The sequence below is a fragment of the Methylobacterium sp. J-090 genome (assembly GCF_022829345.1).
In the GTDB taxonomy this organism is placed as follows: domain Bacteria; phylum Pseudomonadota; class Alphaproteobacteria; order Rhizobiales; family Beijerinckiaceae; genus Methylobacterium.
In genome coordinates, this window is record NZ_JAKSXV010000005.1 from 1 (window position 1) to 25,754 (window position 25,754).

At 65.7% G+C, this 25,754-nt stretch carries 26 protein-coding genes and 3 pseudogenes; 7 read left to right on the forward strand and 22 right to left on the reverse strand.

Annotation, left to right across the window (positions count from 1 at the left end):
* The 3 genes from MKK49_RS00190 to MKK49_RS00200 all read left to right on the forward strand — a co-directional run.
* On the forward strand, window positions 1–1,483 hold a 1,483-nt coding region (locus tag MKK49_RS00190), incomplete at its 5' end, for a putative bifunctional diguanylate cyclase/phosphodiesterase (protein WP_244025983.1).
* Window positions 1,476–2,399 (forward strand): BLUF domain-containing protein, encoded by a 924-nt coding sequence (locus tag MKK49_RS00195; protein WP_244025984.1) that lies wholly within the window; start codon window positions 1,476–1,478, stop codon window positions 2,397–2,399. The genes MKK49_RS00190 and MKK49_RS00195, both read left to right, overlap by 8 nt.
* Window positions 2,400–2,587: 188 nt before the next feature.
* The gene (locus MKK49_RS00200; protein ID WP_244025985.1) at window positions 2,588–2,791 is read left to right on the forward strand and encodes a hypothetical protein; all 204 of its coding nucleotides are present in this window, start codon (window positions 2,588–2,590) and stop codon (window positions 2,789–2,791) included.
* Between the two features lie 3 nt (window positions 2,792–2,794).
* On the opposite strand, the gene MKK49_RS00205 is transcribed toward MKK49_RS00200, so the two are convergent.
* The 13 genes and pseudogenes from MKK49_RS00205 to MKK49_RS00265 form a co-directional block, all read right to left on the reverse strand.
* On the reverse strand, window positions 2,795–5,458 hold the full coding sequence (locus MKK49_RS00205; protein ID WP_244025986.1) for an MHYT domain-containing protein: 2,664 nt from the start codon (window positions 5,456–5,458) through the stop codon (window positions 2,795–2,797).
* A 472-nt stretch (window positions 5,459–5,930) separates the two neighbouring features.
* Window positions 5,931–6,935 carry a patatin-like phospholipase family protein gene (locus tag MKK49_RS00210; RefSeq protein WP_244025987.1) on the reverse strand — a complete coding sequence of 335 codons (1,005 nt, stop codon included), beginning with the start codon at window positions 6,933–6,935 and terminating at the stop codon, window positions 5,931–5,933.
* Between the two features lie 212 nt (window positions 6,936–7,147).
* Complete coding sequence (locus MKK49_RS00215) at window positions 7,148–7,444, reverse strand: hypothetical protein (protein ID WP_244025988.1); 297 nt, start codon at window positions 7,442–7,444, stop codon at window positions 7,148–7,150.
* 36 nt (window positions 7,445–7,480) lie between these two features.
* Complete coding sequence (locus MKK49_RS00220) at window positions 7,481–8,290, reverse strand: chromosome partitioning protein ParA (protein WP_244025989.1); 810 nt, start codon at window positions 8,288–8,290, stop codon at window positions 7,481–7,483.
* Between the two features lie 506 nt (window positions 8,291–8,796).
* Window positions 8,797–9,299 (reverse strand): annotated as a pseudogene (locus MKK49_RS00225) (YidB family protein).
* A gap of 39 nt (window positions 9,300–9,338) precedes the next feature.
* A complete protein-coding gene (locus MKK49_RS00230) occupies window positions 9,339–9,638 on the reverse strand; it encodes a hypothetical protein (protein WP_244025990.1) in 300 nt (99 codons plus the stop codon).
* A gap of 50 nt (window positions 9,639–9,688) precedes the next feature.
* Window positions 9,689–9,991 (reverse strand): hypothetical protein, encoded by a 303-nt coding sequence (locus MKK49_RS00235; protein WP_244025991.1) that lies wholly within the window; start codon window positions 9,989–9,991, stop codon window positions 9,689–9,691.
* Between the two features lie 51 nt (window positions 9,992–10,042).
* Window positions 10,043–10,939, reverse strand: a complete 897-nt coding sequence (locus MKK49_RS00240) for a YsnF/AvaK domain-containing protein (protein WP_244025992.1) — start codon at window positions 10,937–10,939, stop codon at window positions 10,043–10,045.
* Window positions 10,936–11,442: a YsnF/AvaK domain-containing protein gene (locus MKK49_RS00245; protein WP_244025993.1), complete on the reverse strand. Its 507-nt coding sequence runs from the start codon at window positions 11,440–11,442 to the stop codon at window positions 10,936–10,938. Before MKK49_RS00245 ends, MKK49_RS00240 begins: the two co-directional genes overlap by 4 nt.
* Window positions 11,439–12,425: a PhnA-like protein gene (locus MKK49_RS00250; RefSeq protein WP_244025994.1), complete on the reverse strand. Its 987-nt coding sequence runs from the start codon at window positions 12,423–12,425 to the stop codon at window positions 11,439–11,441. Before MKK49_RS00250 ends, MKK49_RS00245 begins: the two co-directional genes overlap by 4 nt.
* A gap of 55 nt (window positions 12,426–12,480) precedes the next feature.
* Window positions 12,481–12,741 carry a GlsB/YeaQ/YmgE family stress response membrane protein gene (locus MKK49_RS00255; RefSeq protein WP_244025995.1) on the reverse strand — a complete coding sequence of 87 codons (261 nt, stop codon included), beginning with the start codon at window positions 12,739–12,741 and terminating at the stop codon, window positions 12,481–12,483.
* 92 nt (window positions 12,742–12,833) lie between these two features.
* Window positions 12,834–13,028 (reverse strand): hypothetical protein, encoded by a 195-nt coding sequence (locus tag MKK49_RS00260; RefSeq protein WP_409564994.1) that lies wholly within the window; start codon window positions 13,026–13,028, stop codon window positions 12,834–12,836.
* A 119-nt stretch (window positions 13,029–13,147) separates the two neighbouring features.
* Window positions 13,148–14,638: a PAS domain S-box protein gene (locus tag MKK49_RS00265; protein WP_244025996.1), complete on the reverse strand. Its 1,491-nt coding sequence runs from the start codon at window positions 14,636–14,638 to the stop codon at window positions 13,148–13,150.
* Between the two features lie 286 nt (window positions 14,639–14,924).
* On the opposite strand from MKK49_RS00265, the gene MKK49_RS00270 reads away from it, so the two are divergent.
* The 4 genes and pseudogenes from MKK49_RS00270 to MKK49_RS00285 all read left to right on the forward strand — a co-directional run bounded on the left by MKK49_RS00270 (window position 14,925) and on the right by MKK49_RS00285 (window position 18,930).
* Window positions 14,925–15,179, forward strand: coding sequence for a hypothetical protein (locus MKK49_RS00270; RefSeq protein ID WP_244025997.1), 255 nt, complete (start codon window positions 14,925–14,927; stop codon window positions 15,177–15,179).
* A 231-nt stretch (window positions 15,180–15,410) separates the two neighbouring features.
* Entirely contained in the window at window positions 15,411–16,436 is a 1,026-nt protein-coding gene (locus tag MKK49_RS00275) for an HWE histidine kinase domain-containing protein (RefSeq protein ID WP_244025998.1), read from the forward strand.
* Between the two features lie 1,230 nt (window positions 16,437–17,666).
* Window positions 17,667–17,906 (forward strand): hypothetical protein, encoded by a 240-nt coding sequence (locus tag MKK49_RS00280; RefSeq protein WP_244025999.1) that lies wholly within the window; start codon window positions 17,667–17,669, stop codon window positions 17,904–17,906.
* Window positions 17,907–18,036: 130 nt separating this feature from the next.
* Window positions 18,037–18,930, forward strand: a pseudogene (locus tag MKK49_RS00285) (alpha/beta hydrolase family esterase).
* A 42-nt stretch (window positions 18,931–18,972) separates the two neighbouring features.
* Here MKK49_RS00285 and MKK49_RS00290 read toward each other — a convergent pair.
* From MKK49_RS00290 to MKK49_RS00330, 9 genes and pseudogenes are all read right to left on the reverse strand, one after another.
* Window positions 18,973–20,220: pseudogene (locus tag MKK49_RS00290) on the reverse strand (ATP-binding protein); the annotation flags it as partial.
* 51 nt (window positions 20,221–20,271) lie between these two features.
* Entirely contained in the window at window positions 20,272–20,850 is a 579-nt protein-coding gene (locus tag MKK49_RS00295) for a GAF domain-containing protein (RefSeq protein ID WP_244026000.1), read from the reverse strand.
* A gap of 196 nt (window positions 20,851–21,046) precedes the next feature.
* Window positions 21,047–21,682, reverse strand: a complete 636-nt coding sequence (locus tag MKK49_RS00300; protein WP_244026001.1) for an NAD(P)-dependent oxidoreductase — start codon at window positions 21,680–21,682, stop codon at window positions 21,047–21,049.
* Between the two features lie 54 nt (window positions 21,683–21,736).
* Complete coding sequence (locus MKK49_RS00305) at window positions 21,737–22,657, reverse strand: molybdopterin-dependent oxidoreductase (RefSeq protein WP_244026002.1); 921 nt, start codon at window positions 22,655–22,657, stop codon at window positions 21,737–21,739.
* Window positions 22,654–23,478: a cytochrome b/b6 domain-containing protein gene (locus tag MKK49_RS00310; RefSeq protein ID WP_244026007.1), complete on the reverse strand. Its 825-nt coding sequence runs from the start codon at window positions 23,476–23,478 to the stop codon at window positions 22,654–22,656. The genes MKK49_RS00305 and MKK49_RS00310 overlap by 4 nt, the downstream gene beginning before the upstream one ends.
* 136 nt (window positions 23,479–23,614) lie before the next feature.
* Entirely contained in the window at window positions 23,615–23,863 is a 249-nt protein-coding gene (locus tag MKK49_RS00315; RefSeq protein WP_244026003.1) for a hypothetical protein, read from the reverse strand.
* A 271-nt stretch (window positions 23,864–24,134) separates the two neighbouring features.
* Complete coding sequence (locus MKK49_RS00320) at window positions 24,135–24,398, reverse strand: hypothetical protein (RefSeq protein ID WP_244026004.1); 264 nt, start codon at window positions 24,396–24,398, stop codon at window positions 24,135–24,137.
* A 2-nt stretch (window positions 24,399–24,400) separates the two neighbouring features.
* Window positions 24,401–25,165: a Crp/Fnr family transcriptional regulator gene (locus MKK49_RS00325; protein WP_244026005.1), complete on the reverse strand. Its 765-nt coding sequence runs from the start codon at window positions 25,163–25,165 to the stop codon at window positions 24,401–24,403.
* A 251-nt stretch (window positions 25,166–25,416) separates the two neighbouring features.
* Window positions 25,417–25,754: hypothetical protein (locus MKK49_RS00330; protein ID WP_244026009.1), on the reverse strand; the 338-nt coding region annotated here is incomplete at its 5' end.

Here is a 25,754-nt window from a genome sequence, read left to right on the forward strand (position 1 = left end):
GCTGCCGCGCTCCTTGGCCCAGCCCGCAACCCACACTTTCGAGGTGACGCTCCAGGGGCACCTGTTGGAAGTGCATCTGCAACCTGTCACGGGCGGCCGATGGGCCGTCGCGTTCGAAGACGTCACGGCGCGCCGCGCAGCCGAGGCACAGGCCGAGGAGATGGCCCGTCATGATTCGCTGACGGGCTTGCACAACCGTCTTCTCCTGAGGGAGCGGCTCAAAGAAGCGCTGGGTCGCCTGCATCGGACGGGGGAGGCGTGCGCGATCCTGCTCATCGATCTCGACCGCTTCAAGCCCATCAACGATACCTTGGGCCACCCTATGGGTGACGCCTTGCTGAAGAAGGTCGCCGATCGTCTTCGCTCGACCGTGCGGCCCACGGATACCGTGGCGCGGATCGGTGGCGACGAGTTCGTCATTCTGCAGACTGGTATCCGCGGGGCGTCCGATACCCAAGCCCTGGCCCGCCGCATCGTCGATCTCGTCGGCAGAACCTACATGGTCGAGGGACAGCTCCTCACCATCGGCGCCAGCGTCGGGGTCGCGCTCGCTCCGAACGACGGCGACGACGCCGACCGCCTCCTGAAGAACGCCGATCTTGCGCTCTACCGGTCCAAGCTCGACGGGCGCGGCACCTATCGTTTCTTCGAGCCGGAGATGGACGCGCGAATGCAGGCGCGTCGCCAGCTCGAACTTGACATGCGCCAAGCCCTCGCCCGACGTGAGTTCTACCTACATTACCAGCCGCAGATGCAGTTGGAGGGCAACCGTCTCGTAGGATGCGAGGCGCTGATCCGCTGGCAGCATCCCGCGCGAGGCATGGTCTCGCCCTTGGACTTTATCCCTCTGGCCGAGGAGATCGGTCTCATCGTGCCCATCGGTGAATGGGTGATGCGTCAGGCCTGCCGGGACGCGGCGACTTGGCCCGCTCCGCTTTCCGTTGCGGTGAACGTGTCGCCCGCGCAGTTCAAGAGCGAGCGCCTCGTCGAGATGGTCATGTCGGCCCTCGCGGCTTCGGGTCTGCCCGCCACACGCCTCGAAGTGGAGATCACCGAAGGCGTCCTGCTGAACGAGAATGCGAAGACCCTGCAGACCCTGCATCGTCTGCGCGAACTCGGCGTGCGGGTGTCGATGGACGATTTCGGAACCGGTTATTCGTCCCTGAGCTACCTGCGCTCGTTCCCGTTCGACAAAATCAAGATCGACCGGTCCTTCGTGAACGACCTCTCGGGCAAGCGTGATGGCGAAGCGATCATCAGGGCCATCGCCGGCCTCGGTAAGAGCCTCGGCATGACCACGGTGGCGGAGGGCGTGGAGACGGCCGACCAGATGGCCCGTATCCGGGCGGAGGGCTGCACGGACGTGCAGGGCTATCTCATCAGCAAACCCATCTCGGCCTCCGAAGTCCTGACATTCCTGACCGCTGATCGGCGACCTGACAGCAGCGAGCCTCACTTCCCCGGAGCCCCTTGTGATGAGTGACCTGTACCGCCTCGTCTACGCGAGCAAGAACGTCCTCCAGGGATCGGACGCCGAGATCGCTCACTCGGTGGCCCAGATCCTGGCCGCGTCCCAACGCAACAACGCCAGGGTCGACGTCACCGGTGCCCTGATGTTCAACGCCGGCGCCTTCGCGCAGGTGCTGGAAGGCCCCCGGCAGGGGGTCGAGAGTACCTTCGAGCGCATTCAGTGCGACCTGCGCCATGGCGACGTGACTGTTCTGCAATGTGGCCCGGCCGTGAGCCGCAGCTTCACGAACTGGTCGATGGCCTTCGTCGGGCAGTCCGCAACTGGACGAGCCCGCTGGGAAGGAATTGCATCTGTAAGCGGGTTCGATCTGACGCGTCTCGACGGCGACGCCGTGTTCACAATGCTGCACGAGCTCGTGCTGGACGAGGAAGGCGTATCTTCCGCGGGTCATGGTGCTCCCGAGTCGCCCGAGAAGACAGACAGGCTCGGCGCCCCCTTGGATGTGGAACGGGTCCGCGCCGAGCTGCCTCAACCAGGCCAGGCCCTGCAGGCCAAGCACAACGAGCAGACGTTTCGCGCCGCCGATTCGACCACGCCCCGGGTGTCAGGAGGGGACAACGCCAGTCTCCCAGCCGAATCCGACGCCGTGCTTACCGTTCTGCGAAAAGCTCTTGCGCAGGAGCGCCAACTGACAACAGATCTGCGTAACGAGCTGGATCATCTACGGATCGCGCTCGCCCTCCAGCGGGAGCAGTCGGAAAAGATCCACCGCGAGCGCGATCTCTGGGCGAAGCGTGCTCAGCTCCTGGCGTCAGCCATGACCCAGGAAGCGAGCGCTGTCCCAGCATATACCTCCGGTGGAGGACACGAGACTTCTGAGGTAAGCCATCAGGATCGCATGGGTGCGTCGATAAAAGCCGTCGCCTGACGTCGCCCAATCACTGCCTGACCGACTGATTTTCTTCGCCACCGGCTAGGGCGAGGGCTTCGTCACCCTGCTGGCTCTAGGCGTCGTTCCCATCGTGAAGACGCCCTACGACGTCGACGCACTACGCGCGGCGTTCTCGAACTGACATCCCGCCGTTCGGCATCGGCGACAGGCTCGTCCAAACCGCCGTGGGCGCAGCATCCACCGTGGCCACCTGCGCGGCCTGCGCGGCCTGCGCGGTGGCAGCAAGGGTGGCTATCGTCCATCCGCAGACCCGCGAGACCTACGGTGAGCATTTCGCCGACGTCCGCAGCGGCTTCAGGTATACCGTCGGGTCGAGCTTCGACCTGGCCGGCGCACCGGTGCGTGCGGTCACCGGCGCGAGCCGATGACCCTTACACTTCCTGGGGCTCGCGAGTGGCCACTGTTCCCTCCGCATCAGCCTGGAGGTTGTCGAGCTTGCGCAGCTCGGTGGCGATGTCCTGCAGGCTCGCATCGCCCTTCCGGAATACGCCGTCGGCCTCGGACAGCCTTCCGCGCTCCTCGGCCGTGATGTCCCTGGCGCTGAGCACGACCACCGGGATATCGGCGCAACCCGGCAATGTCCGAAGCCGGTCGAGGAAGGAGAACCCGTCCATCACCGGCATCGTCAGGTCGAGCAGGATGAGGCGGGGCAGGCTGTGGCGGACCTGGTCGAGGGCCTCGCAGCCGTCGCCGGCCTCGCGGACGGTCCAGCCGTTCCGCTCCAATGTGCTCCGGAGGCGATGCCGCATGTCGGGGTCATCGTCGACGACGAGGACGTCGCCGTCGGCCGCCCGGAACTGGTCCAGGATCGTCTTCAGCCTCGTCCAATCGACCGGCTTCGGCACAGCCTCGACCGCGCCGAGCGAGGCGCTCAGGGCTGCATCGGCGACGAAGCTCACCATGACCACGGGGATGCCGGCGAGGTCCGGATCGGCCTTGAGGGCGGCGAGCACGGACCACCCGTCCATCTCCGGCATCATCACGTCCAGCAAGATGGCCCGGGGCTTCAATGATCGCGCGAGATCGAGACCAGCTCGCCCGTCACCGGCCGTTCGCACGGCGAAGCGCTGGCGTTCGAGGAAGCGGGTCATCAACTCCCGCTGGGAGGCCTCGTCGTCGATGACGAGTACGAGGTCCCCCGAAACCTCGTCCGTGACAGGCATCGCCACCGGTGCCTCTTCGATGGATTCTTCAGTGACAATCGCCGGAACGCGAAGGGTGAAGCTCGTTCCCTGACCCTCGACGCTCGCGACCGTTATGTCGCCGCCGAGGAGGTTGGCGAAGGCACGGCTCAGCGCAAGCCCGAGGCCGGTCCCGCCGAACTTGCGCGTGGTGGTCTCGTCGGCCTGAGAGAAGCGCTCGAACAGGCGCCCGACCTGCTCCGGGCTCATGCCGATGCCGGTATCCTCGACCGTCAACCGAAGCCACTCGACACCGAAGTCCGTCTCGCGACCGGCCCGCAAGGTGATGGTGCCCGCTTCGGTGAACTTCGCCGCGTTCGAGAGCAGGTTGAACAGGCACTGGCGCAGCTTGACCGCATCCGTACGCGCCTTGCCGATGTCCTCGGCGACATCGACCACGAGGACGTTGCCCTTCTTCCCGACCAGGGCCTCCACGGTGCCGGCGGCGTCGGTGACGAAGGCCGCAACGTCGATGTCCTCGGGGTAGAGGTCCATCTTCTCGGCTTCGACCTTGGAGAGGTCGAGCACGTCGTTGATCAGCCCGAGCAGGTGCTGGGCGTTCGACTTGATCTTGCCGAGATCGCTGAGCAGGCTTTCCTGGCCGAGTTCCTCGGCCTCCTCCTCCAGCATCTCGGAATAGCCGATGACCGCGGAAAGCGGCGTCCGGAGTTCGTGACTCATGTTCGCGAGGAAGCGGCTCTTGGCCCGGCTATGCTCCTCGGCGGCGTCCCGAGCTTCCTTGAGCGCCACCTCGTAATCGTGCCGTTCCGTGATGTCCTCGTGCACGCCCACCCACTCGCGGATCGTCCCGTCGGGATTGCGGACCGGGCGGCCCTTGACCGCGAACAAGCGATACTCGCCAGCCCGGTTCCTGACGCGATGCCGGACCTCGTACCCACGGTCCGCGGCGACGGCGTCGCGCCACGCTAGCTTCGTCGCCTCGACGTCGTCGGGATGTACGGCGCCTGCCCACCCGGTGCCTTGGCATTCGACCTCGGTCTGGCCGGTGAAGGCTTGCCAGTCCATCTGGGGGCCGACCATCGCGCCGCGTGGATCGGCGGTCCAGATGATGTCTCCGACCGCTTCCGCGGCGGCCCGGAACCGCCCCTCGCTGGCATACAGGTGCCTCTGGACTCGCTGCTGGTCGAACGAGGCGGCGAGCATTCCCATGAACAAGATCGTGAAGGTCGCTCCGGCGACGCATAGGGCGAGGTATTGCTGGCTCAGGCCGACGCCCGTGGCATGGGCGGCGTGCGCTCCCGCCTCCTCGGCCGTGAAGGTCGCCGCGGCCATACCGGTGTAGTGCATGCCCGCAACCGCCAATCCCATGATCGCGGCGGCAGCGAGTTTCTGCCAGACGCTGTTCCGACGGAAGGTCAGCCACAGCGCGGCGGTCGCCGCGACGACGGCGATGGCGACGGACACGGCGACGACGGGAAGGCTGTAGGCCAGGTTGCCCGGGACGTGCATCGCGGCCATGCCGGTGTAGTGCATACCGGCGACGCCAATACCCATCAGAGGGCCGCTGATCGCGATGTCGCGCGGCTTGGCATTGTTGCGGCTCACCCAGGCGAAGGCGGCACCCGTGGCCCCGATGGCGATGAGCAGGGACAGGACGGTGATGCCGAGGTCGTAGACGGCGGGCATGCCCATCTCGAAGGCGAGCATCCCGACGAAGTGCATCGACCAGATGCCGCCACCCATGGCGAACGAGGCGATGGCGACCCAAGCCCAGCGCATGCCGGAGGTGGCCCCGCGGACGCGACCGCCGAGGTCGAGGGCCGTATAGGACGCGAACACCGCGATTGCGATGGAGAGCGCGACGAGGGCGGGATCGTACCCGGTGGCAACCATAAAAATTCCGTGAGGGAGATAGAGCGTTTACGCCCGTCCCGTCCGGGCGGACTGGATACGGCGGGCAAATCCGGGACAACGTTCGACACGGCTAACCGGTCGACGGCGCCAAGGTCGTTCACGAAGCCGTGCGCTGCGTTGCGCCACGGACCCTGATATCGGCCGGGGGTATCGGCGGATGCAGCGCCGGGATCATCGACAGACGCTGGCAGCGGCGACCTGAGCCCCCCTTGAATGGCGGCGACGTTCCGGCCAGGGGCCCTCCGCGTGGCGCCTACAGTCAGAATCGGTGGCAGGCCGCAATCGCCGCCGTGGAGATCATCGATAATCCGAGGACCGCTGCCATCGTTTGTCCGCGCGCGCCATCAGGTTCGTTGTTGTTGTCGGCCAAAATTGCAAAGGTCCGGTGTTGTCGCACCATCGCCACCTCGGTGGTGGTCTTGTTCCTGCTCAGCAGTGACGGATGTCGGGGTCATCCGACCGAGCGCAGAAGTCTTGGCTGAGGCGTGGAGCCTTGGCCGCCTGCCACAAGCCAGCCATTCGCCGCCCTACGCCCCGCCTCGCGCAGTCGCAGAAGGAAGCTCCACCCGAGGTCGGTGCCACTCCGGTCCATCAAGTTCGGCTGATGATCCTCGGCCGAGAGATGATGCAGCGTCAAGTCGCGGAGTTTGGCCGGCAAGCCATGACGGTCCGCGCTGGACGACGACAGTTTCATCATCAGTCGCAGGGCGCTCATCTCTCGCTGGAGCACGCCGTTGAAAGTGATCTGTTCCAGACGCTTGACGATGTCGGGCGCGGTGCCGGGCTGACCCTGGCCGAGGGTGGGCATGATCTGCACCACCAGCATCTCGGACGCGTCGGACGCCTCGACCAGCGGGCTCAGTGGCGGATTGGACGAGTAGCCTCCGTCCCAGTATCGCCGACCTTCGATCTCGACGGCTTGGGCCTTGAGGGGAAGGCACCCCGAAGCCAGAACCATCTCCCGGTCGAGTTCGGTCTCACGGAAAATGCGGGTTGTGCCGTCCGCGACCGAGGTCGCGGCGATCAGCATCCTGAACGGGGGAGCGGCACGCAACGCGCCGAAGTCGACGGCCTTGGCCAGCAGCTCGTCGAGGACGTCGTGGTTGAACGGATTCAGTTGATACGGCGACATCCACCGCGAGGTGATGTCGGTTAGGAGTGCCGCAGCCGGGCCGAAGTCCGGAGGGGCGGTCTCGCTGGATCGCTTCCAGAACCGGTCGAGGTGCCGTCGCGCCTCGGCCCTGCCACCGGCGATCAGGCCGGCGGCCATCACCACAGCGTTGACCGAGCCTGCGCTCGCCCCGCTGACCGCGTCGATGACGAGATCGTCCTCCTCAAGCAGGCGGTCGAGCACCCCCCAGGTGAAGGCGCCGAACGAACCACCGCCCTGAAGGGCCAGCGAGATGGTGCGGGGTGCACGCGACGCCCGTCGTGAGTCATCCGAAGCCTCGTCCATCCGGTATGTCCTCGGTTCGGGTCGGGTGTGGGGCTCACTGGCGGGGATGTCCGCCGGGGAGGCGACGAAATCAGACGCGGTCTCGGATGGCTCCTCCGCCTTGGCGTTCGCTTCCGGCCGCGTCCTCGACAACCGCGCGACCATGCCAAGGCAGAGGAGTCCACCGGCCGCGACCAGCAGCCCTCCGACTGAGCGATGGAGCCGTCTCGCCATCACTCGGGCTTGGGCGCGACGCCCAGTAACGCCGGTGTCGGCTGTTCGGAAAGCTGCTGGCGGACATCCGCGAGCTTGGCTTGTGCGGCTGCGAGTTCCTGGCGGGTCGACCCGAGACGGTCTTCCAGCGCCGCCATCTCCTTGTTTCGGTTGGCCATCGTCTCGGTCAGTGTTGCCAATTGGGCCTGGGCCTCGGCCTGTCGCTTCTGAATGACTTCCAAGGCGGCGGCTGCACCCTCGCGGTCGGTGGTGAGCTTCTGGACGGTCTGCTCAGCCTGGCTTCGCTCCGACGTCACCCGGTCCCGCTCGGACTGGGCAGTGGCGAGATCCTTCTAGGTCGAGGCAAGGCCATTCTTGGCCTGCTGCAGTCGCTCGTCGACCCTGGAGATATCGGCGATCAGCTTGTCCCGGTTGGCGGTGAGGCCGGCAATGGACTGCTCCAGGTCGCTGCGCTGCTTGCCAACCTGCTCAGCCTGGGTCCGGGCATCCGAGAGTTCCTTCAGGGCGGCGGCGGCTCCCTCGCGCGCCTTCTGCTGGCTTTCCTCCGCCTTGGCGAGGTCGGAAGTCTTGCTCGTCGCCTCCTGCGACATGGCGGCGATGTCGGCCCGCAGCTTGGCTTCCTGCTGGCGGGTCTCCTCCAGGCGCCGTCCGACGTCGGCCAGTTCCCTCGTTCGGGCGGTGGCCGCCTGCTCGGCGGCGGCGGTGGCGTCGCGCATCGGCGCTAGTTTCTGCTCGGCTTGGCCGACCTGAGCCTGCAGGTCCGCAAGCTTCTTGGTCTCCACGTCTGATGCGGATTTCGCTACGCTGGCCTCGGTCTCCGCCGCCTTCTGCTCCTCTGCAAGGCTCGCGGTCTTCACTTTGGCCTGTTCGCCGGCTTGGATCGCGTCCCGGTCCAGTTGCTGGGCCGACGCGATCTTGGTCTGGAGCGCCGCGAGCGTGCCTGCGGTTGCCCGCTGTTGGTCGAGGTCGTTCTGAAGCGCCGACTGACGAGTCTCCAGGTCCTGGATGCGGTGATCCCGCGCGGTTCTCTGCCTGGCACCGGCGATGGAGGCAACCACGAGCCAGACCAACAGAACCCCCGCAAACACGGCGAGGCTGAACGAAAGCGGGCGACGAAGTTCCGAACGATAGTCGATGGCCATGGCAGTCTCACAAGCTTCGAGAGGTAGGGGTCAGATCGTGGTGGCGGTCTCGCCCGGCGTCGGCTCGGCCCCGGCCGCGCTTGGCTCCGGTCCCTAAATGTGCGCCCCCGATCCGGTATGCGCCATCCCGACCAAGCCGCCGATCATCCCGAGGAGCGCCCTGTGTTCCGGGGATCCCGTTCCCGTCGAGAGAAAGAGGGCCAGCTCAGTACGGGACGGCTTTCCACCGGACGGCCCGTTCGGATCATGGAAGACGAACACGTCCGCCGAATCGTCGCCGTTGCAAAGGAACCTACGGTCGTCGTTGGAGCTCGCGTGTAGCAGCGTCCTCGTGACAGGCATGGCGTATCCTCTCCTACCTTAGAACTCGATCGTCGTGATGCCGGCCTTCTCAAGAGGCTGTTCAACCAGGGCCGGCAAAGCCTGGACCGCCTGGCGCAGCGGCATCTGCACGACCGGGTCGGTTCTCGCGACTTCCACGGCGACGAGATCGACCAGGCGGTTCCTCAGGCCCTCAAATCGGCGACCGAGGACGGTAGCCTGCCGTCAGGCGTGTAGCGGTCCACCGCGGAAGGCAGCTCGCGCGAGAGTCGGGTGAGCAGGTCGTCGTGTGAGAGCCCTGTCTGCCTCGACAGCGTATCGAGGACCTCGGGACCGGTGGCCGATCTCAGGTGATCGGGCTTCATCTCGGTGTTCGGCCCGTGGTTCACCCAGGAATCGGCGGCCTCGCCGTAGCCGTTCTCGCGAAAGCGGTCGACGAGCTGGCCGAGACCACCGCTGAGCAGGCCACCGGCACCGCCCCCCCCCCGAGGGCACCTCCGAGTTTGCCTAGGAGGCCGCCGAGACCACCCTGTCCCGTGATGCCGCCCTGTCCGGCGGGCGCGTCTGCGTTTGCGGGACCACCGTGGCCGGTTCCGCTGAGCATCTCCTGGATCTTGTCCCTATTCTGGAAACCGCCCACGGCCAACAGGCCGAGCAGCGCCGTCATCGAGGGGAAGCCGTCACTCATGGGATGTCTCCGTTCCGGTGGGAGGAGTCGTCGTTCCGATCAGCAATCGTCGTCGCCGGGCTTCACCACCTTGCCCTCGGGCGGCTTGGCCTCGTTGGCGGAGGGCGTCGCATTCGAGCCGACATTGTTCATCGCCCCGACCGTCCCGGGGGATTCTGCCTTGGCACCGGGCGATACCTTCGCGGTCGTGTCGCCATCCACCTTCGAGGAGGCGTCGGCTGAGCCCTTCTTGCCGGTGCTGTCCATGGTGGTTCCGACCGCGCAGGGCTTGGCCGAAGCGACGCCGGCACCGAGGAGCGACATCGCCGCGGCGAGGGTCATGGTTGCGAGGATCTTCATGGGGTTTCCTTCGGGATGGGATCGGGCGAGGCAGCACGGGCGAGCGGGGACTACCGTGAGGGGGCGGATTGATCGGAAGCTGTCTCCACGTAGTCGGCAATGGCCGCCCGGCAGCCGAGTGAGACCTCCCGGGCGTTCTTGCGGAAGCAGGCGACGACCTCGGGTCCGTTCAGGTCGAGGCCGTTGCAGAGACGGGCGTAGTCGGCCGAGCAGAACGGCTTCAGCGATGCCCTGGAACCGGTCTCCTCCCGTGCCTGCACCCCGAGTGGGACGCATGACGATGCGAAGGCCGCGAACACGACGAGGTGGCGGAGCTTGGTCACGGCGACGGGGCTTTCGCGAAAGGTGGTCATGGAATCGTACGAAGCCGGGACCGGCTCGAGCCGATCCCGGACGTGATCGCTTCAGAGCGGCTTGCGCGGGGTGGTTTCCGTCGTGGTCCCGGTCGTCCCGGTACGGCTGACCGTACCGGGGCCATCCTCAACCTCGACCTCGGTGTGACGGACCTTATCGGTGACGGTCTCGACACGCTGAGACGCGTCCTTGCGGATACCGACCTCGCCGACGACGCGGGCCTCCTTCGAGACCACCGCCTGCTCACGCATCTCGGTCGCCTCGATGACCTTGTCCTCGAACAGCGCCATGTCGCCCGGGGTGACGGCGCGGTCGACGACGCGACGGTCGACGCTCACGGTCTCGTCGTGGAGGGTGACGTTCTCGCTGACATCCTTCTCGACGGCAAAGGAGCGCACCCTCACGCGGCCAGCGTCGACCATGCGCTTGCCGACGTTGAGGCGCTCCTCAACCACGGGGATGTAATCGGTGCCGGTCGCCGCCGTACCATGGCTGGTCGCACTTTCGGTCGCGCCACCGAGATGAAGGCCGGTGTCGTGGGCCATCCCTCCTGCGAGCGGGGCCGTGGCGGTTGTCGAACCGGTCGCTCGGCCGTCCCAACCTTCCTTGCGCCATGCGGCTTCGCGCTCGTTAAGATCGACCGAACCATGCTCCTCCAGGATATCGGAAGCGGCATGAACGTGTGCGTCGTCGACGTCGGCGCTCAGCATCGTACCGCCGCGGTGCAGGCCCTCTCCGTAGGCGTGACGGTCCTCCTCCGGCATGAAGAAGCCCTTGATCGATCCCCACATGCTGTCGTCGTGTTCGGCGCTGATTCCCGTCGCGCCTGCCTGGGTGCCGGAGAGGAGCTTGATCGCGCCGGCGGGAATGCCGAGGCCGACGAGCTTGCCCTGGGCGGCAAGCGCCTCGGGGTGGGTGTCGTACATCGCGGTGATGGTCTGGGTCATGATGTCGGCTCCTGTGACGGGTGCGTGGCGGTCTGTTCCGTGACGTGCCCCTCGGGGGACACGCGTTCGATCACGGCGTGCTGCCTGCGCAGCGTCACCGGCATCTCGACGTCCTCGCCCGCCGTGGTCCGGCGGATGTGCACCTCTTCCTTCAGGACGAGGCGCTTCTCGACGACGAGGATCTCTTCCAGCACCGGGATGATAGTCACCCCGGCCTCCGTCCTGACCACCGGGGGTGCCTCACCCTCGGCGAGGGTCCGGTTGATCGGTACCCGGGTCACCCCGACCATGTCGCTGCGCAGGGTCTCGCGCAGGACCTGTTCGATGGTCTCGGTCCGGGTGGCGACCCGGACCCGTCCGGTCTCGACCGCACGCCTCTCGATGCGCGCGGTCTCCTCGATCAGCGGGAGGACCACCTCCTCGCCGACGGCGACCTCCGCCGCTGTGCCGAAAGGCGTCCCGAGCCCGTAGGGCTCGGTCGCGGCGGGGTCGCCGATGCTCATGCCCGACGAGGGGTCAGGGTGTTCGGGGCGGTGCGGGTGATAGTCGGATCGACGGCCGAACCGCGGCCGGCGAAGAAGGAAGCGAGCGCACCGAAGATCAGCGCGAGGGCCCCGAACAGCGCGCCCTGGGACACGCGGCGCGCAGCGGCGTCGGCGATCTGCTTCGACTGCTCCTTGGCCGAGGCGACGGTCTCCTTGAACTGCTGTGTGTACTGCGCGACTTGGGTCCGGGCCTGCTCGACCGGGATGTTCTGCGCCTTGGAAAGGGCCACGGCGGCCTTCTCCTGGGCAGCGGCCTGCTGGGCGCCGTCACCCGAGACGGCGGCGCGCATGGCGGTCACCGCGGTGTCCTTCAGCGCGGCCGGATCGGATCCGGTGCCGTTGCGAAGGTTGGACTCAATGTTCGAGAACGGGTCGGTGACCTTGGTCAGCGACGGTGCGGCGGCCTGCGCCAGGGTCGAGACGGAGCCGCCCATCGCGTTGCCGACCCCGCCGATGGCAGAGGAGGCCGTGCCGAGGGCACCACTGACGATGCCGCTAGCAGCCGACGACAGCATGTAGAGCACCACGAGGGTCGAGACCGCCCAGGCGAGTAGGCCGTGATAGCCCGCCGTCGAGGTCGACGGCTTGCCGGACAGGCGTCCGGCGAAGTACCCGCCGACTACGGCCGCCAGCACGCCGGAGACGACGAACCACAGGCCGGCGCCGATGCCGAGCGAGCTCGCCGCCGGGGTGCCGTCGCCCATCGGATCGACCGTCGAGAGGCCGATGCCCAGGCCGAGCATGTTCAGAATGACCTGTGAGATCAGCGCGACCGTGGCGCCGGCGAGGACCGCGCCCCAGGAGACGGAGTGCAGCATCATCGTGCGCATGTCCTCGGCCGGCGTGACCATGGTGGTCTGCGGCAACTCATGGTCGACGACGGTTCGGTCCGTAATCGGACGACCGGGGGATACGGGCGTGGGCTCGTTGACTGTGGCCATGGTTGGTTCTCCTGGAGCTCGGGTCGGAAGGGGAAGCTCGAAGGGCGAGGCGGGGTCAGAGGACCCGGCGGCGGCCCATGAGGGTGTGGTAGAGCCACAGCACGACCACGGCGCCGACGATGGCAACGAGGATGCTGTAGAGGTTGAGCCCCGAGACGCCGGGCTGTCCGAACTGGTTGAACAGGAAGCCGCCGACGACGGCGCCGACAATGCCGAGCAGGATGTCGACGACGAGGCCCTGTCCGGTGTTGTTGACGATCTTGCTGCCGATGAAACCGGCGATCAGGCCGAGGACGATCCAGGCGAGGAGGGACATGGTGGGCTCCGGTATCAAGGCGTGCAGCAGGGTCCCGCCGCAGGATCTGCACGGGCTGGGGCATGGGTCTCGATGGCGTGCTGGTCCGGCCGCTACGTCCTCGTGGGACGGCGCGGATGGCTTGACTTGGTCTTCGTCGTAGCGAACCGCGCCTCAATCGCGGCGATCTCGGTCGTGGCCTCCGCCTCGACCTTGATGTCTCCGAAGATCATGCCGATGGCCTGCTTGATCAGGGCACGGGCGTGATCGCTCGACAGAACCTTGCGGCCCGTGTCCATTGTCGACACCTCTCTATCCGGCTTGGCCGTCGTCGAGATGCCCGGTTCGAGCAGAGCTACACCCTTCGAATAGTTTTCTCGGAACGATGTTCCGAGGATTTACATAAAAGTATTTCACCTTAGGCCGGCTAGTGTTTTTGACCTGGTTTTCGCGTTGTATTTTTGCCGTAATGCTCAAATGACGTCTTTTCGCCAATACCGCGCTCCCTGGCCCAGACCACCACGGCGCTGCGTCGGTTGACGCCGATCTTGCGGTAGAGGCTCGCGACGTGGTTGCGCACCGTACTCAGCGAAACCCCAAGCGCCTTGGAGATCTCCTCGTCGGTATCACCCCGGCAGATACCCTCCAGCATGTCGCCCTCGCGGGTGGTGAGCTTCTCGGCCACCGCCTGCGGCTTACCCGGCCTGGGCGGGTTGCGTAGCAGGGCGAGCTTCTCGATGACGCCGTGGCTGAACCACGACGCGTCTGCCATCACGGATTCGATGGCCGAGATCAGTTCGGTCTCGGTCCGTTTCCTCGATGAGATATCCTGGACGGCGCAAAGCAGTCCCTCACCGCCGTTGACGGTGACCTTCTCGGCGGAGACGAGGCAGTCGAGTACGTCGCCGTCGCGCGCGCGCAGGCGCCCCTCGAAGGCGCGGACCCGGCCGTAGCGCTGGAGCTCCCGCTTGAAGCGCGACCGCTCCGCCTCTTCCGCCCAGGGCACTGATGACGCGTCTGCGGCCTCCCCGAAGGCTACAACGTAGGCGTCGTTGACGCTGGTCGGGATCTCCGCGTCCGAACTCAGCAAGGCCGTCGGGATGGGGCTGAGTTCGAACGCCTTAGCAAAGCGCTCTTCGCTGAGACGGAGCTCGGCCTCGGCCTTTCGGCGGTCCTCCAGGTCGGCGAAGGTGAACAGCATGCAGCGCTCGCCACCCGGCATCTCGATGGGATGGCCGGCGACGATCACGTACTTCTCAGAGTCGGACGGGACCGAAAGGCATACCTCACGCTGGCGGATGGTGGTGCCGGCATGGAGGTGATCGACCGCCGATGCACGGTGTTCGCCCTGGCCGAGAAGGTCGACCTCGGTGAAGGTTCGGCCGATGACCTGGTCGCGGTCGTATCCGGTCAGATCCATGAAGCCCTGGTTGACCTTGATGTAGCGCAGGTCCGACAGCCGGCAGACCACGGCCGGGGCCGGGTTCGCCCTGAACATGCACTCGAACCGTTCCTCGGCCTCGTAGCGCTCGCTGGCGTCCTGCATCAGCAGGGCGAGGCCGGCCAGCGAACCGCCATCGTCCGAGAGCACGATCCCGCGCATGCGGTGCGTCCACGACTTGCCCGGATCCCGGAAGTGGTGGACCTCGACCACCGCATCGCGAAACGCCTCGCCGGCGAGGATGCGCTCGACCGGATGCTGCAGGGGGCCGACCTCGCGGTGGTTGCGGTAGTGCAGGACGAAGTTGGCCCGGTACTCGGCGACGGTGGCTCCGAGGTCGCCGAGCTCGGCGACCCCATGCATCGCGAGGGCAGCGTCGTTGGCGTAGGCGATGGTATGGTCCGGCTCGATCAGGATCACGCCCTCGCCGAGCCCGGCCACGATCTGCGCCAATTGCCGCTGCTCGAACTGGGTCATGGTGGCTCGCCTCGTTCGAAGGACATCGCTGGCCGCCTCGCATCCTCGCCTATACGCCAACGCCGGAAGCGAGGTATCGGGCAACCCCGGGGTCGGCCAGCCGAAAATCGTCCCGTCTCCGACACGGCTGATGCCGCAAGGACGACCATTCTCAGATTGGCCCTGCACCGCACCATGAGGCAAGGGATGCCTCGAATGTACCGACGGCTCCATCAATGAGCCATCTCGTCCCGCTGCGCCCCTCGCTCAGCCGACGGGGTGCCGCTCTAGCAGCCAAAAGGCTGCCGTGCTCGCGGCGGTCAACGGCGGCGGCTTGGCGCGTTTCTGGGCGGACGTTGAGGCGCGCTTGATCCAGTTGCCGGTTCCGACCGAACCCCCGAGCGCCGACGTTCTGCTCCTCGTCCACAAGGGCAACCGGGACGCCCCGCGGATACGGGTGGTGTTGATCCACATCACGGAATGCATCTACCCGTTCGCACCGATCCTCCAGCCCCAGGATGCGGATGAACAGGGCGCCCGGTCGACAAGTGTTCGGCCCTGATCCTGGTCGCTTGTCGGGATGGGTCGTGGTCTTGCATTCAGAATAGGCATATCCTTACGCCTGCGACGGGTGTATCGCCCCCCTTATCGTATTTCGAATTCGGGATGTGCCCGCATCTGGCTCACCCAGTTGGACTTACCGTCGCCGACATGCCCTAGTCCCGCGTGCTCGCCGCGGGTTCACGCCTCATCCCTGATCTGCAATCCGACCGTCGAGCCTTCGGAGACTGCCATGCACGGCGCTCCACACCCCGCCATCGTCGCTACGACATCGGGTATCGATGCAGCCTTCCTCAGGGCTGCCGTCGAAGCCACTGGCGAGGCCATCCTCGTCACATCGGTCGACCTCACCGAGCCGGGGCCGCTCATCGAGTACGCCAACCCCGCCTTCACCCGCATGACCGGGTATGCGACCCACGAGGTGCTTGGACGCTCCCCGCGCTTCTTGCAGGGGCCGCTCACCGACCGCCGTGCTCTCGATGCCATGCGGACGGCGCTACGCGCCGGCGAGCCGTACCAGGGTGAGGCCCTGAACTACCGCAAAGACGGGACGACCTACGCCGTCGAATGGCTGATCACGCCGGTCCTCGATGGCGACGGGAGCATCAGCCATTGGGTCTCGGCCCAACGCGAAGTGACCGAGCGCAGGGCCGCGCTCGAACAGCAGCAGTTCCTCGTGCGCGAGCTTCACCATCGGGTAAAGAACACGCTGGCTACCGTCCAGGCCATCATGAGTTCGACCGCGCGGAGCAGCGTCACCATGCCGGAATTCCAGCAGGCGTTCGGCGGAAGGATCGCCTCCTTGGCCAAGACGCACACGCTCCTGACCGAGGACCGGTTCCAGTCCGTTGCGTTCCGGGATCTTCTCAGGGCCGAATTGGAGCCCTACGACGACGGGGGCGCGACCCGCATTCGCCTAGAGGGACCAGACGTCGTCCTCCCGTCGGGACTGGCGGTGCCGGTCGGCATGGCGGTCCACGAGCTCACCACCAACGCCGCCAAGCACGGCGCGCTCGCCGAGTTCGGCGGGCGGGTCGAGATCACGTGGACCGTGTCAGGGACAAAAGCCGGGCGTCGGCTTACCTGGGTCTGGAACGAGCACGATGGGCCGCCCGTCGCGCTGCCGACCCGCGAGGGGTTCGGATCCCGATTGCTCAAGCGTGTCCTCGCCACCCAGGTTCATGCCGATGTGGTGGTTGACTACGATCCGGACGGCCTGCGCATCACCGTCGAGATGCCCCTAGTGGAGGAAAACTGACGCTAGGTACCCCGCTGCTGGGGCCGCTTTCGACCCAACCACGTCGTAGCGTGGTATCTGGCCTTCGCCCGAAAGCAGACGTTTGTTGCGCAGTTCGATTTACTCCGGCCAGCCCCATCGTCGACGTCCAGCGCGTGTTCGTCCAGAACGCGGGCATGCCCAAGCCCCAGGCGCTTTGGTGCAGCCAGTACGCGCACGTCACTTGATCGAATGCCTGGCACGGCCACCGTCATGTCTACGGACATTCCCACGGCAGCCTGCCGGCCACCCGGACAAGCCTCGACGTCGGGGTCGATTGCTGGAACTGGCGTTCGGTCACGCTTAGCGAGATCGTTGAGAGGATGGCGCAAGCCCCTGGAAACGTCTCATCGACCTGACGCCCACTAATTACTTCGAGCGCGAGGGGTGCGAAGACGGCAGAAAATCGTATCGCCGCAGGGTCGGAGTATAACTTAACCGGGCGTCCGGTCCCGTCCGGGGATAACTGAACCTATCGGCGGGTATCGGCTTCACGACGATCTCGCTACCGAACGGTCGCCAGTGAAGCGGATTGACCTTCGCTTTTGGGCAAGGTTCCATCGCTCGGTGAGTTTCGACATGAACTCATCAATCGACGAACCATTGGGGTATCGGCGATCCAGCTATTCCATGGTGTGGGAGAACGGTCCATCCGAGATCCCGACGGGAGACAGGTCTCCGAGAAGTCGACGCCCGCTCGTCAGGATCTGGATCGTGTCCCGCCGACGGCATTCCCGTCGTGCGGTCTCCTCAAGATCGCGCAACGAAGAAACCAACGCCTCGCGATTGCTGCCGGGTTGGAGCAAGGCATCCTCGACGCGGGTCGAGACACTCCGGTCGATATCTTGCCAAAACTCGGATGTCCTATTCGTATGGTCTGTCATATTTTCACGAACCATCTTCGGTTGCTGGTGCGAACCCGCAACTTAAGACCTTAAATGGCCAGATCCATGTCAAGTTCGGTTTTGGCAAAATAAACTCCGTGAATTGGGAATAATAAAAACATCTCATCCTATGATCGTATTCGATTGCCATCCCATCGCTATGTTGGAGGCCGGTGCCTTTTCGAATGCCGGTTCGCCCGATCCGTCAAGAGGATGTGGCCCGCAGCGGACGACGTCTCGCGGCCGTCGAGGTCGCGAGCCGCTTCACAGCGGCACGCCGCCCCCTGTCCGAAGGGACCTTCACACGGCATTCCGGGAGAAGCGGCGGATGGAGCTGGCGGAACGGACGGTGAGCGGCCGATATCTCGACGACCTCATCGCGCTTCTGGACAAGGAGCGGGACACACGGCACCGCGCGCAACGGACCGAACTCGAACTCGCCCTGATCGCCCTCCGGGACAAGGCATCGTCCGGGGGGGCGAGCGAGCGGACCGTGGGCTTGATCTGCGCGGTGCAAGTCATGCTCGCCCTGCATGCGATGCCCGTCGGCGTGGGTCCTTTGCAATAGGCCGACCGCGGCTTGGGGAACCTATCAGGCTCGGTCGAGAAGGCCGCCATCGATGAGCCCGATGGATCATCGGCTCATTGCTTCCTCGTCCCTCGGCGACGCCGTCGGCTCATCTTACGAAAGCATCCTGATGACCGTATCCGCGGGGATCGCCCCATCGAGAGCGCCACCCTCGCTTGAGCGTCGGTTCGGAAACCTCGCCGGAAGCCGGGCCTACCGCCTCTACGTCCCATCCGGTTACGACGGGCGGCCCGTACCCCTCGTGATGATGCTGCACGGCAGCTCCCAGACGCCGCGCGACTTCGCCATCGGGACCCGGATGGACGCGAGGGCAGAGGAACAGGGTTTTCTCGTCGCCTACCCGGACCAGCCGAGGTCGGCCAACATCACGAGGAGCTAGAACTGGTTCAGGCCCGGCGACCAGCAGCGCGACCTCGGCGAGCCGTCGATCCTGGCCGGGATGACGCGACGGATCATGCAGGACTTCGCCGTCGATCCCGGCAGGATTTATGTCTCGGGCCTCTCGTTCGGCGGGGCCGCCGCAGCGATCATGGCACTGGCCTACCCGGATCTCTATGCCGCCGTCGGCATCCATTCCGGCCTGGCCGGCGGTTCGGCCAAGAGCGTCTCGTCCGCACTATCAGCGATGCGAAGGGGCACCTTGATCCGTCCCATGAGGGCAACGCGCCCCCTGCCGACCATCCTGTTCCACGGTGACCGAGACAGGACCGTCTCCCCCGTCAACGGTGACCAAGCCATCGCCCAGGCCAGGCCGGCCGGCGACCTGCAGACGTCGGTGAGCGCGGGCCATTCCGAGAGCGGGATGGCCTACACGAAGACGGAGCTGACCACACCGGTCGGGAACCAGGGAACGGAGCAGTGGCTCCTTCATGGGGCGGGCCACGCCTGGGCAGGCGGCAGCGAGGTCGGTTCCTACACCGATCCGAAGGGTCCTGACGCCAGTCGCGAGATGATGCGGTTCTTCCTATCCCACGCAAAGGACGAGGGTTCGTTCCGACGCTGACCGTCACGCCCTTACCAGCGAGGCGTTCGGTCCCCCCGATGCTCAACCCGGGCTCGCTTGCATACCCACGGCGGAGCCGGTGATCTCGATCCTTCGATCCATCCGGAGCATGCCCTCGATCCGGGCCGCGAGCGCGTCCAATGCGAACGGCTTGATCATGATCTCCATACCCGCCTCCATCCGGCCGTTCCTCACGGCGGCGCTCGCGGCGTAGCCCGTGAGGAAGAGAACCTTCAGTTCGGGACTGTGCGCCCTCGCAGCATCGGCGAGTTGACGCCCGTTCATTCCGCCGGGAAGGCCGACGTCGGTGAGGAGGAGATCGATGCGGACGCAAGACTCGATGATCCGCAGTCCGGACTGCCCGTCCTCGGCCTCCAGCACGACGTAGCCGAGCTCGGAGAGCACCTCGACGATCACCACCCTCACGGCGACCTCGTCCTCGACCACGAGCACGACCGTGCCCGCCTCGGCAGACGCCGGGCTGGTCGCCGAGCCTGCCGGCTTCACGTCGTCCGCCGGCCCGAGATGTCGCGGCAGGTAGATCGACACCACGGTACCCTGGCCCGCCTCGCTACCCAGCAGGACGTAGCCGCCCGATTGCTGGACGAAGCCGTAGGTCATCGACAGGCCGAGGCCCGTTCCCTGACCGGTGGGCTTGGTCGTGAAGAACGGATCGAAGGCACGGGCGATTACGTCCGGGGGCATGCCGGTGCCCCCGTCCGTAACGAACAGGCCCATGTACTCGCCCGCCGGCACCTTTGACGTCACGGCGGCCGCCCCGGGACGCGTATCCAGAACACTTATGTTCCGGGTCTCGATCATGAGCGGTCCGCCATCGGGCATGGCGTCCCGTGCGTTGATGACGAGATTGAGCAGCGCGTTTTCGAGCTGGTTCGGATCACACAACGTCGGCCAAAGGTCGTCAGCCAGCCTGGTCTCGACGGCGATCCCCGGCCCGACCGTACGGCTGAACATGTCCTCCATACCCCCGACCAACCGATTGACGTCGGTCGCCTTCGGATCGAGCGTCTGGCGCCGCGAAAAGGCGAGGAGCCGGTGGGTGAGCGCGGCGGCCCGCTCGACCGAGGTCATCGCGACGTCGATGTAGCGGTCGACCTCCGAGGCGCGGCCCTGCCTCAGGCGCGACCGGATCAGTTCCAGGCTGCCGGAGATGCCGGCCAGCAGGTTGTTAAAATCGTGCGCCAGCCCTCCGGTCAACTGCCCGACGGCCTCCATCTTGAGCGATTGTCGCAGCGTCTCCTCGATCCGTCCGCGTTCCTCGGCCTCCGCGTGAAGCCTGTCGTTGGCTTGGGTCAGCGCGCGCGTGCGCTCGGCGACGCGCTACTCAAGTGCGGTCCGCAAACGCGCCTCGCCGTCCCGGACCTCTCCGATGACGCGAATGCGGTCGACGGCGCCCGCGAGCAGGTTGGCGTAGCTGCGTAGGAAGAGGGTATCGCTCTCCGTGAACTGGCGGGGAACGTGGCTATCGATCTGGAGGATGCCGAACGGCGGCTTCCCGTGCCCGCCGATGATAAGGACGTTGGCCACCGCCCTGACGTCGTTGTCGATCAGGAACTGCGAGTATCGAAACCGCGTCTCCTTCGCGATGTCGGGTGAGATCATGGGCTCGCCGGTTCGCAACGCATGCCCTTCCGAGGTGTCGTGCTCGGCGGTGATGGTCGCCTTTCCGATCACACCCGGTTTCCACCCCACCCCCGCTCGCACGCGAAGCGTTTTGCCGTCCGGCTGCAACTCGACGACCTTCGCGAGGTCGGTCCCGAGAGCTTGGCCCGCGAGGCGGCAGGCCTCCGTCAGGATCTCGTCGAGATCGTCGGATCGGAGGGCGAGCTCCCCGAAGCGCGCGAGCGTCGTCTGCTGGCGGAGAAGATCCTGCAGGCCGTTCGTTCCGGTCGCGTTCAAGACTTGTCTCCGCGGTGATCGACCTTGTCGTCCGACATGATCCCGATCACGGTCCAGGCTTCTTCGGCGTCGTCGATGCCAAAAGCGTTGATGATGGAATCCCCCACCGCATGTCTCGGTGCTGACTTGCACCCATCCCCACGTTCGTGACGCGGCCTCGGCCAATCGGACGCGCCACCGCCGTCCCCAAAACGGACTATCCGACCAGCACCACTGCCTTCTTGACGTAGGAGTTTCTCTGGAGGCTCTGGACGATGAAGTGTGCCACGTCGGCCCGCGGGATCAGGCCGTTCCGCCATGAGGACGGCTCGTCGAGGACCTGGTATCGGCCGGTGGCGGCCCCACCGGTGAGGACGCCCGGCCGCACAAGCGTCCAATCCAGGCTGCTCTTGCGGATGCGGATCTCCTGAGCATCCTTGTCGTCGTAGGCCCGCCCGAACACGAGCCGGAACGGGACCCGCTGCAGGAGGCCGATCGCCTCCCGGCTGTCGCCCGTCCCGAAGCCGGTGACCGACATGAGGCGTCGGACGCCCGCCTTCTCCATGGCGGGCACGAGCACGTTGGTCGCATCAGAGAACAGTCGAACAGGTCCAAACAGGTCGCGGAACGGGACGCCTAGGGCCTGGACCACGCCGTCGACCCCTTCGAGGGCTGCCTCGACGTCGGCATCCTTCAACGCGTTCCCGGTGAACAGCTCCAAACCTGGCCCGGGAAGGTCGATCCGGGCCGCCGAACGGGCGAAGGCGCGCACGCGATGCCCGGCCGCCAGGGCCGCCTTGACCGTTTCCAGGCCTATGCCGTTGCTGGCTCCTATAACGAGAATGTGGGCCATGCGGGCCTCCTGGAAGTCGAGGAATGCAAGGAAGATTCACGGACGAAAGCGTAATCAGATTCCGCCGTACCAGGCGTAACCCTGGTCCTCCCAGTAACCGCCCTTGCCCTCGCCGATGTCGGTGAAGCTCTCGACCACCTCGATGCGCATGACGTACTTGGCCTGCTTGTAGCCGAGGTTGCGTTCGAGGCGCAGGCGCAAGGGTGCCCCGTGGGCCACAGGCAATGTCTTGCCGTTCATCTCGTAGGCGAGGATTGTCTGCGGATGGTAGGTGTCGACGAGGTCGATGCTCTCGTAGAACCGCACCGGTTCGGGCGGGCCGGCATCCTCGGCCAATGCGCCGTCGGGTGGATCGCCCGCCCCCTTTACGCTCTCGCTGCCGGCGACCTTCTTCGTCATGTTCGGGTTCGGGTTGGCGACCGGAGCCTCCGCACCGCCGGTCGCATCAATGTTCGATGCCTCGCCCTGGTCCATCGTGTCCGCGCAATGGAACACGACGTAGCGGGCAGACGGCTTGAGGACGGCGCGCTGGAGAAGTTCCGAGAGCGGCACGCCGGTCCACTTGCCGATGCAACTCCAGCCCTCGACGCAGTCGTGCCGGGTGATCTGGGTCCGTACCGGCAGCTTTCGAAGGTCGGCCAGCGAGATCTTGAAGGGCTTCTCGACGAGGCCGCCGACCTCCAGCTGGAAGCCCGCGAACTTGCGCCTCACCATGGCCTTGTAGGCCTTGTCCGGCGGGTCCTCGGTACCGTTCGGCTTGAAGAACGGTGAGATGTCGGCCTCGGCGTATTCCGGCGTGAGGGTCCTCTCCGTCAGCAGCAGGCGTTGGACAAACTTGTTCGCGTCCTCGCCGGTCGCCAGCGTGCGCTTGAACCAGCCCATCTCGCCAAGGCGGTCGCAGCCGCCCAGCATGGCCGCCGCCGCGGTGGCCGACGCCCCCATCAGGAGTGCGCGACGGTTCGGGGGGCGGATCACGCGGAGCGTCCCGTCGGTTCGGGAGAGGGCGTCGGCTCGACCTTGCGCTCGATCACGAACCAGCCGGTGACCATGCCGCGTATGTTGTTCCAGACGCCCGACAGCAGGACCAAGGCGACGTGGACGACTACGAATAGGACGAGGAGGTTGGCGACGACGAAATGCACCGTGCGCGCCGATTGCCGGCCGCCGAACATCGTCAGCAGGAACGGGGCGGCCGCGTCCATCGCCGGCGACATCGCGAGGCCGGCCAGGACCTGAACCGGCAGGAGGACGAGGATGACCGCGACGTAGGTGAGCTTCTGGATGACGTTGTAGCGCTTGGCCTCGTCGCCCTGCGGGAACCGCAGCGTCAAGTGCTCTTGGATCGACGCCCCGAAGTGGCGGATCTGGTCCCGCGACGGGATCAACCGGAACCGAAGCTGACCACTGAGGAGGCCGTACAGCAGGTAGGTGAAGCCGTTGAGCACGAAGGCCCAGGCGAAGAAGAAGTGCCAGCTCCGGCCGCCGGTGAGGTCCTGCTCGCTCGGCAGGGTCAGCCACGACGGGAAGCCGCGGTCGGCCGGCTGGCCGTCGGCTCCTGCCGATGAACCGAGGAAGCCGGTGGTGTCGAAGGCATGGCCCAGGATCGTGGTCACGCCCTTCGGTGGATCGTCCTCGCTCGACGCCATCGACATCAGCGGTGTGTCGAAGGTCGAGACCTTGCCCCAGTATAGGGCCGGGTGAGCGTTGAAGATCTGTAGGCCGCTCATGAGCAGGACCAGAAGGCAGAGGGCGTTCACCCAATGCGTGATCCGGATGACGAGGGGGTGCCGGAACATCCAGCGACGGTGCTCGATCTCGCCGACATCGGGGGCGGAGCGTGTGAGATAGGTACGGGGCACGCTGCCTCCTCCGAGACCGACGATGGTGCCGGGAGGCCCTGGTGGGGCCTCCCGTTTCGATGGTCGAGGCGGATCACATGCCGCGGTTCATCATCCGCTTCTTCATCATCTGGCGCTTCATCATGCGCTTCTTCATCATGTTCTTCCTCATCATGCGCTTCTTCATCATCATGCGGTCGCTCTCCATCATCCGGACCTGGGTCATGCCGGCGGTGCCGCCCTGCAACCCGTTCGGTCCCATCGGAGCCGCCGTGGCCGCGCCGCCGACGGCGATGCCGCCGAGGAGGGTGGCGGCGACGAGTGCAAAAGTGATCTTCTTCATGTGCATCGATCCAATTGTGGTGGTTTCAGTGAAGACATCTAGGAAAGTCTTGTTTTCCTATATAGTTCCGATGAAAATGCACCTTCTAAGTGCAGCGCGCATATGTCATGACTGCTCGATCGCATTTCAACTGAAATGAGCCCGAGATGCGTGCCATGATATGTACGGATCGGTTTGCGAAGTAGTTTCAATCCGTCGCTTGAAGTCGAATGTTATTTTATTTTGTCGCCTGTAATCGTGGTTGGGCCTGTGTTCAGTCGAAGCACGCGCCTTATGCCCGAAGGTGTCGGCGCATCCAGCGGGTCGCTTCGTCGAGATCTCCGAACGTCGGGGCGGGATGCGCCCTCAGCGGACCCAGCGCCACCTCCACGAACCAGTCGCCCTCCTGCTCGTGCCCAGAGGTGGAGAGCCGGACCAGGACCGCGACCAGCATTCCGTTCGCCATGACGAGCATCCCGTCACTGTCGTCGCTCCCGGTGTCGACAGCGATGGGCTGCATCGTGACCAGCGTCTCGACGTTGCCGTGCGCGGGCACGGCTAACCGCGCTGTTGTTGGCTGGGCCAGATGACGCTGCGCCGCTCGATCCAGCGCGCGTTCTTGAGGTGGAGATAGTTCGCGTTGAACTTGCAGAAGTCCTTCAGGCGCTCGACGTCGAGGATGGTCAGCACCCTTTTGTTGAGCGTAATCAGGCCCATGCCCCGGAGGTCGCGAAGGGTCCGGTGCACGTGGACGTTGGAGAGCCCCATCGTGTCGGCGATATCGGTCTGGGTGAAGGGAAACGCGTAGCTGTCGTCCTTGGAGTGGCCGACGGCTTCTAGGCGCGCGTGAAGCTCGCAGAGCAGGTGGGCGATGCGCTCATCGGCGGCGCGAGCTCCCATGTTGACCAGCCATTCCCGCAGGACGGCCTCGTCGACCAGGGCGCACCACCAGAACGCCCGCGTGATCAGCGGATAGCTCGCCGTAATCTCCTCGATGGCCTCGCGCGGGATGTCCGCGACCTGACACTGCGAGATCGTGCCGATGTTGTGGTCCATCTGATCGAGGATGAACACGTTGAGGTCGCAGAAGTCGCCTGGTACGAGGTAGGCCATGATCTGGCGCTTGCCGTCGGCGAGAACCTTGTACCGACAGGCGAACCCGTCGAGGACGAGGTGAACGTTGTCGGGCGGATCACCCTCGCGGGCCAAATCGACGTGTGCACCGACCTGGCGGATTCTCGGCACCAACGCGTTCAGCGCCCGCCGGTCCTTGTCGGACAGCGTCTCGTAACTCTCCAGCTTCCGGATCAGCGCATGCTGCATCAAGCCATTTCTTTTCAGGCGGATGGCTGATCGTAGGTCCGAAATACGACCTCCGTCCAATCATAGGATGGGTTCCGGCTCGAATTACCCATGTCCCCCTGTCAATCGGCGGATGCAGGGCGCATGGTGGCGGAAGTGGTCGAGGCTCCGCGCCCCCCCGTCCCAACGAGGACGGAACCGTGCCAAGGCCCATCCAGGATCGATGCCGGAACCATCTGCTTTCAATTCTGATCCCTGACGATTTCGCACTGTTAAGACAGCACCTCGACATCGGTCCCCTTGCCGTGAGTGAGGTCCTGATCGCGGCCGATACCGCCATCCCCCGGGTCTGGTTCGTCGAGCAGGGTATCGTCTCCATCATCGCGGCGTCCGCGGACGCCGGGCAGATCGAGCTTGGATTGGTCGGACGGGAAGGCATGGTGGGTGTGCCGGTCCTGCTCGACGCGGGCCTGGCCTGCCCCCTGAAAAGTGGTCCTCCCTGAGGTATGGCTTTGAGCCATGTGGAGGATGTTGTCATGGGACGGAAGAAGCATACGGCTGAAGAGATTGTTGCCAAGCTGCGTCAGGTTGATGTCTTGGTCTCGCAGGG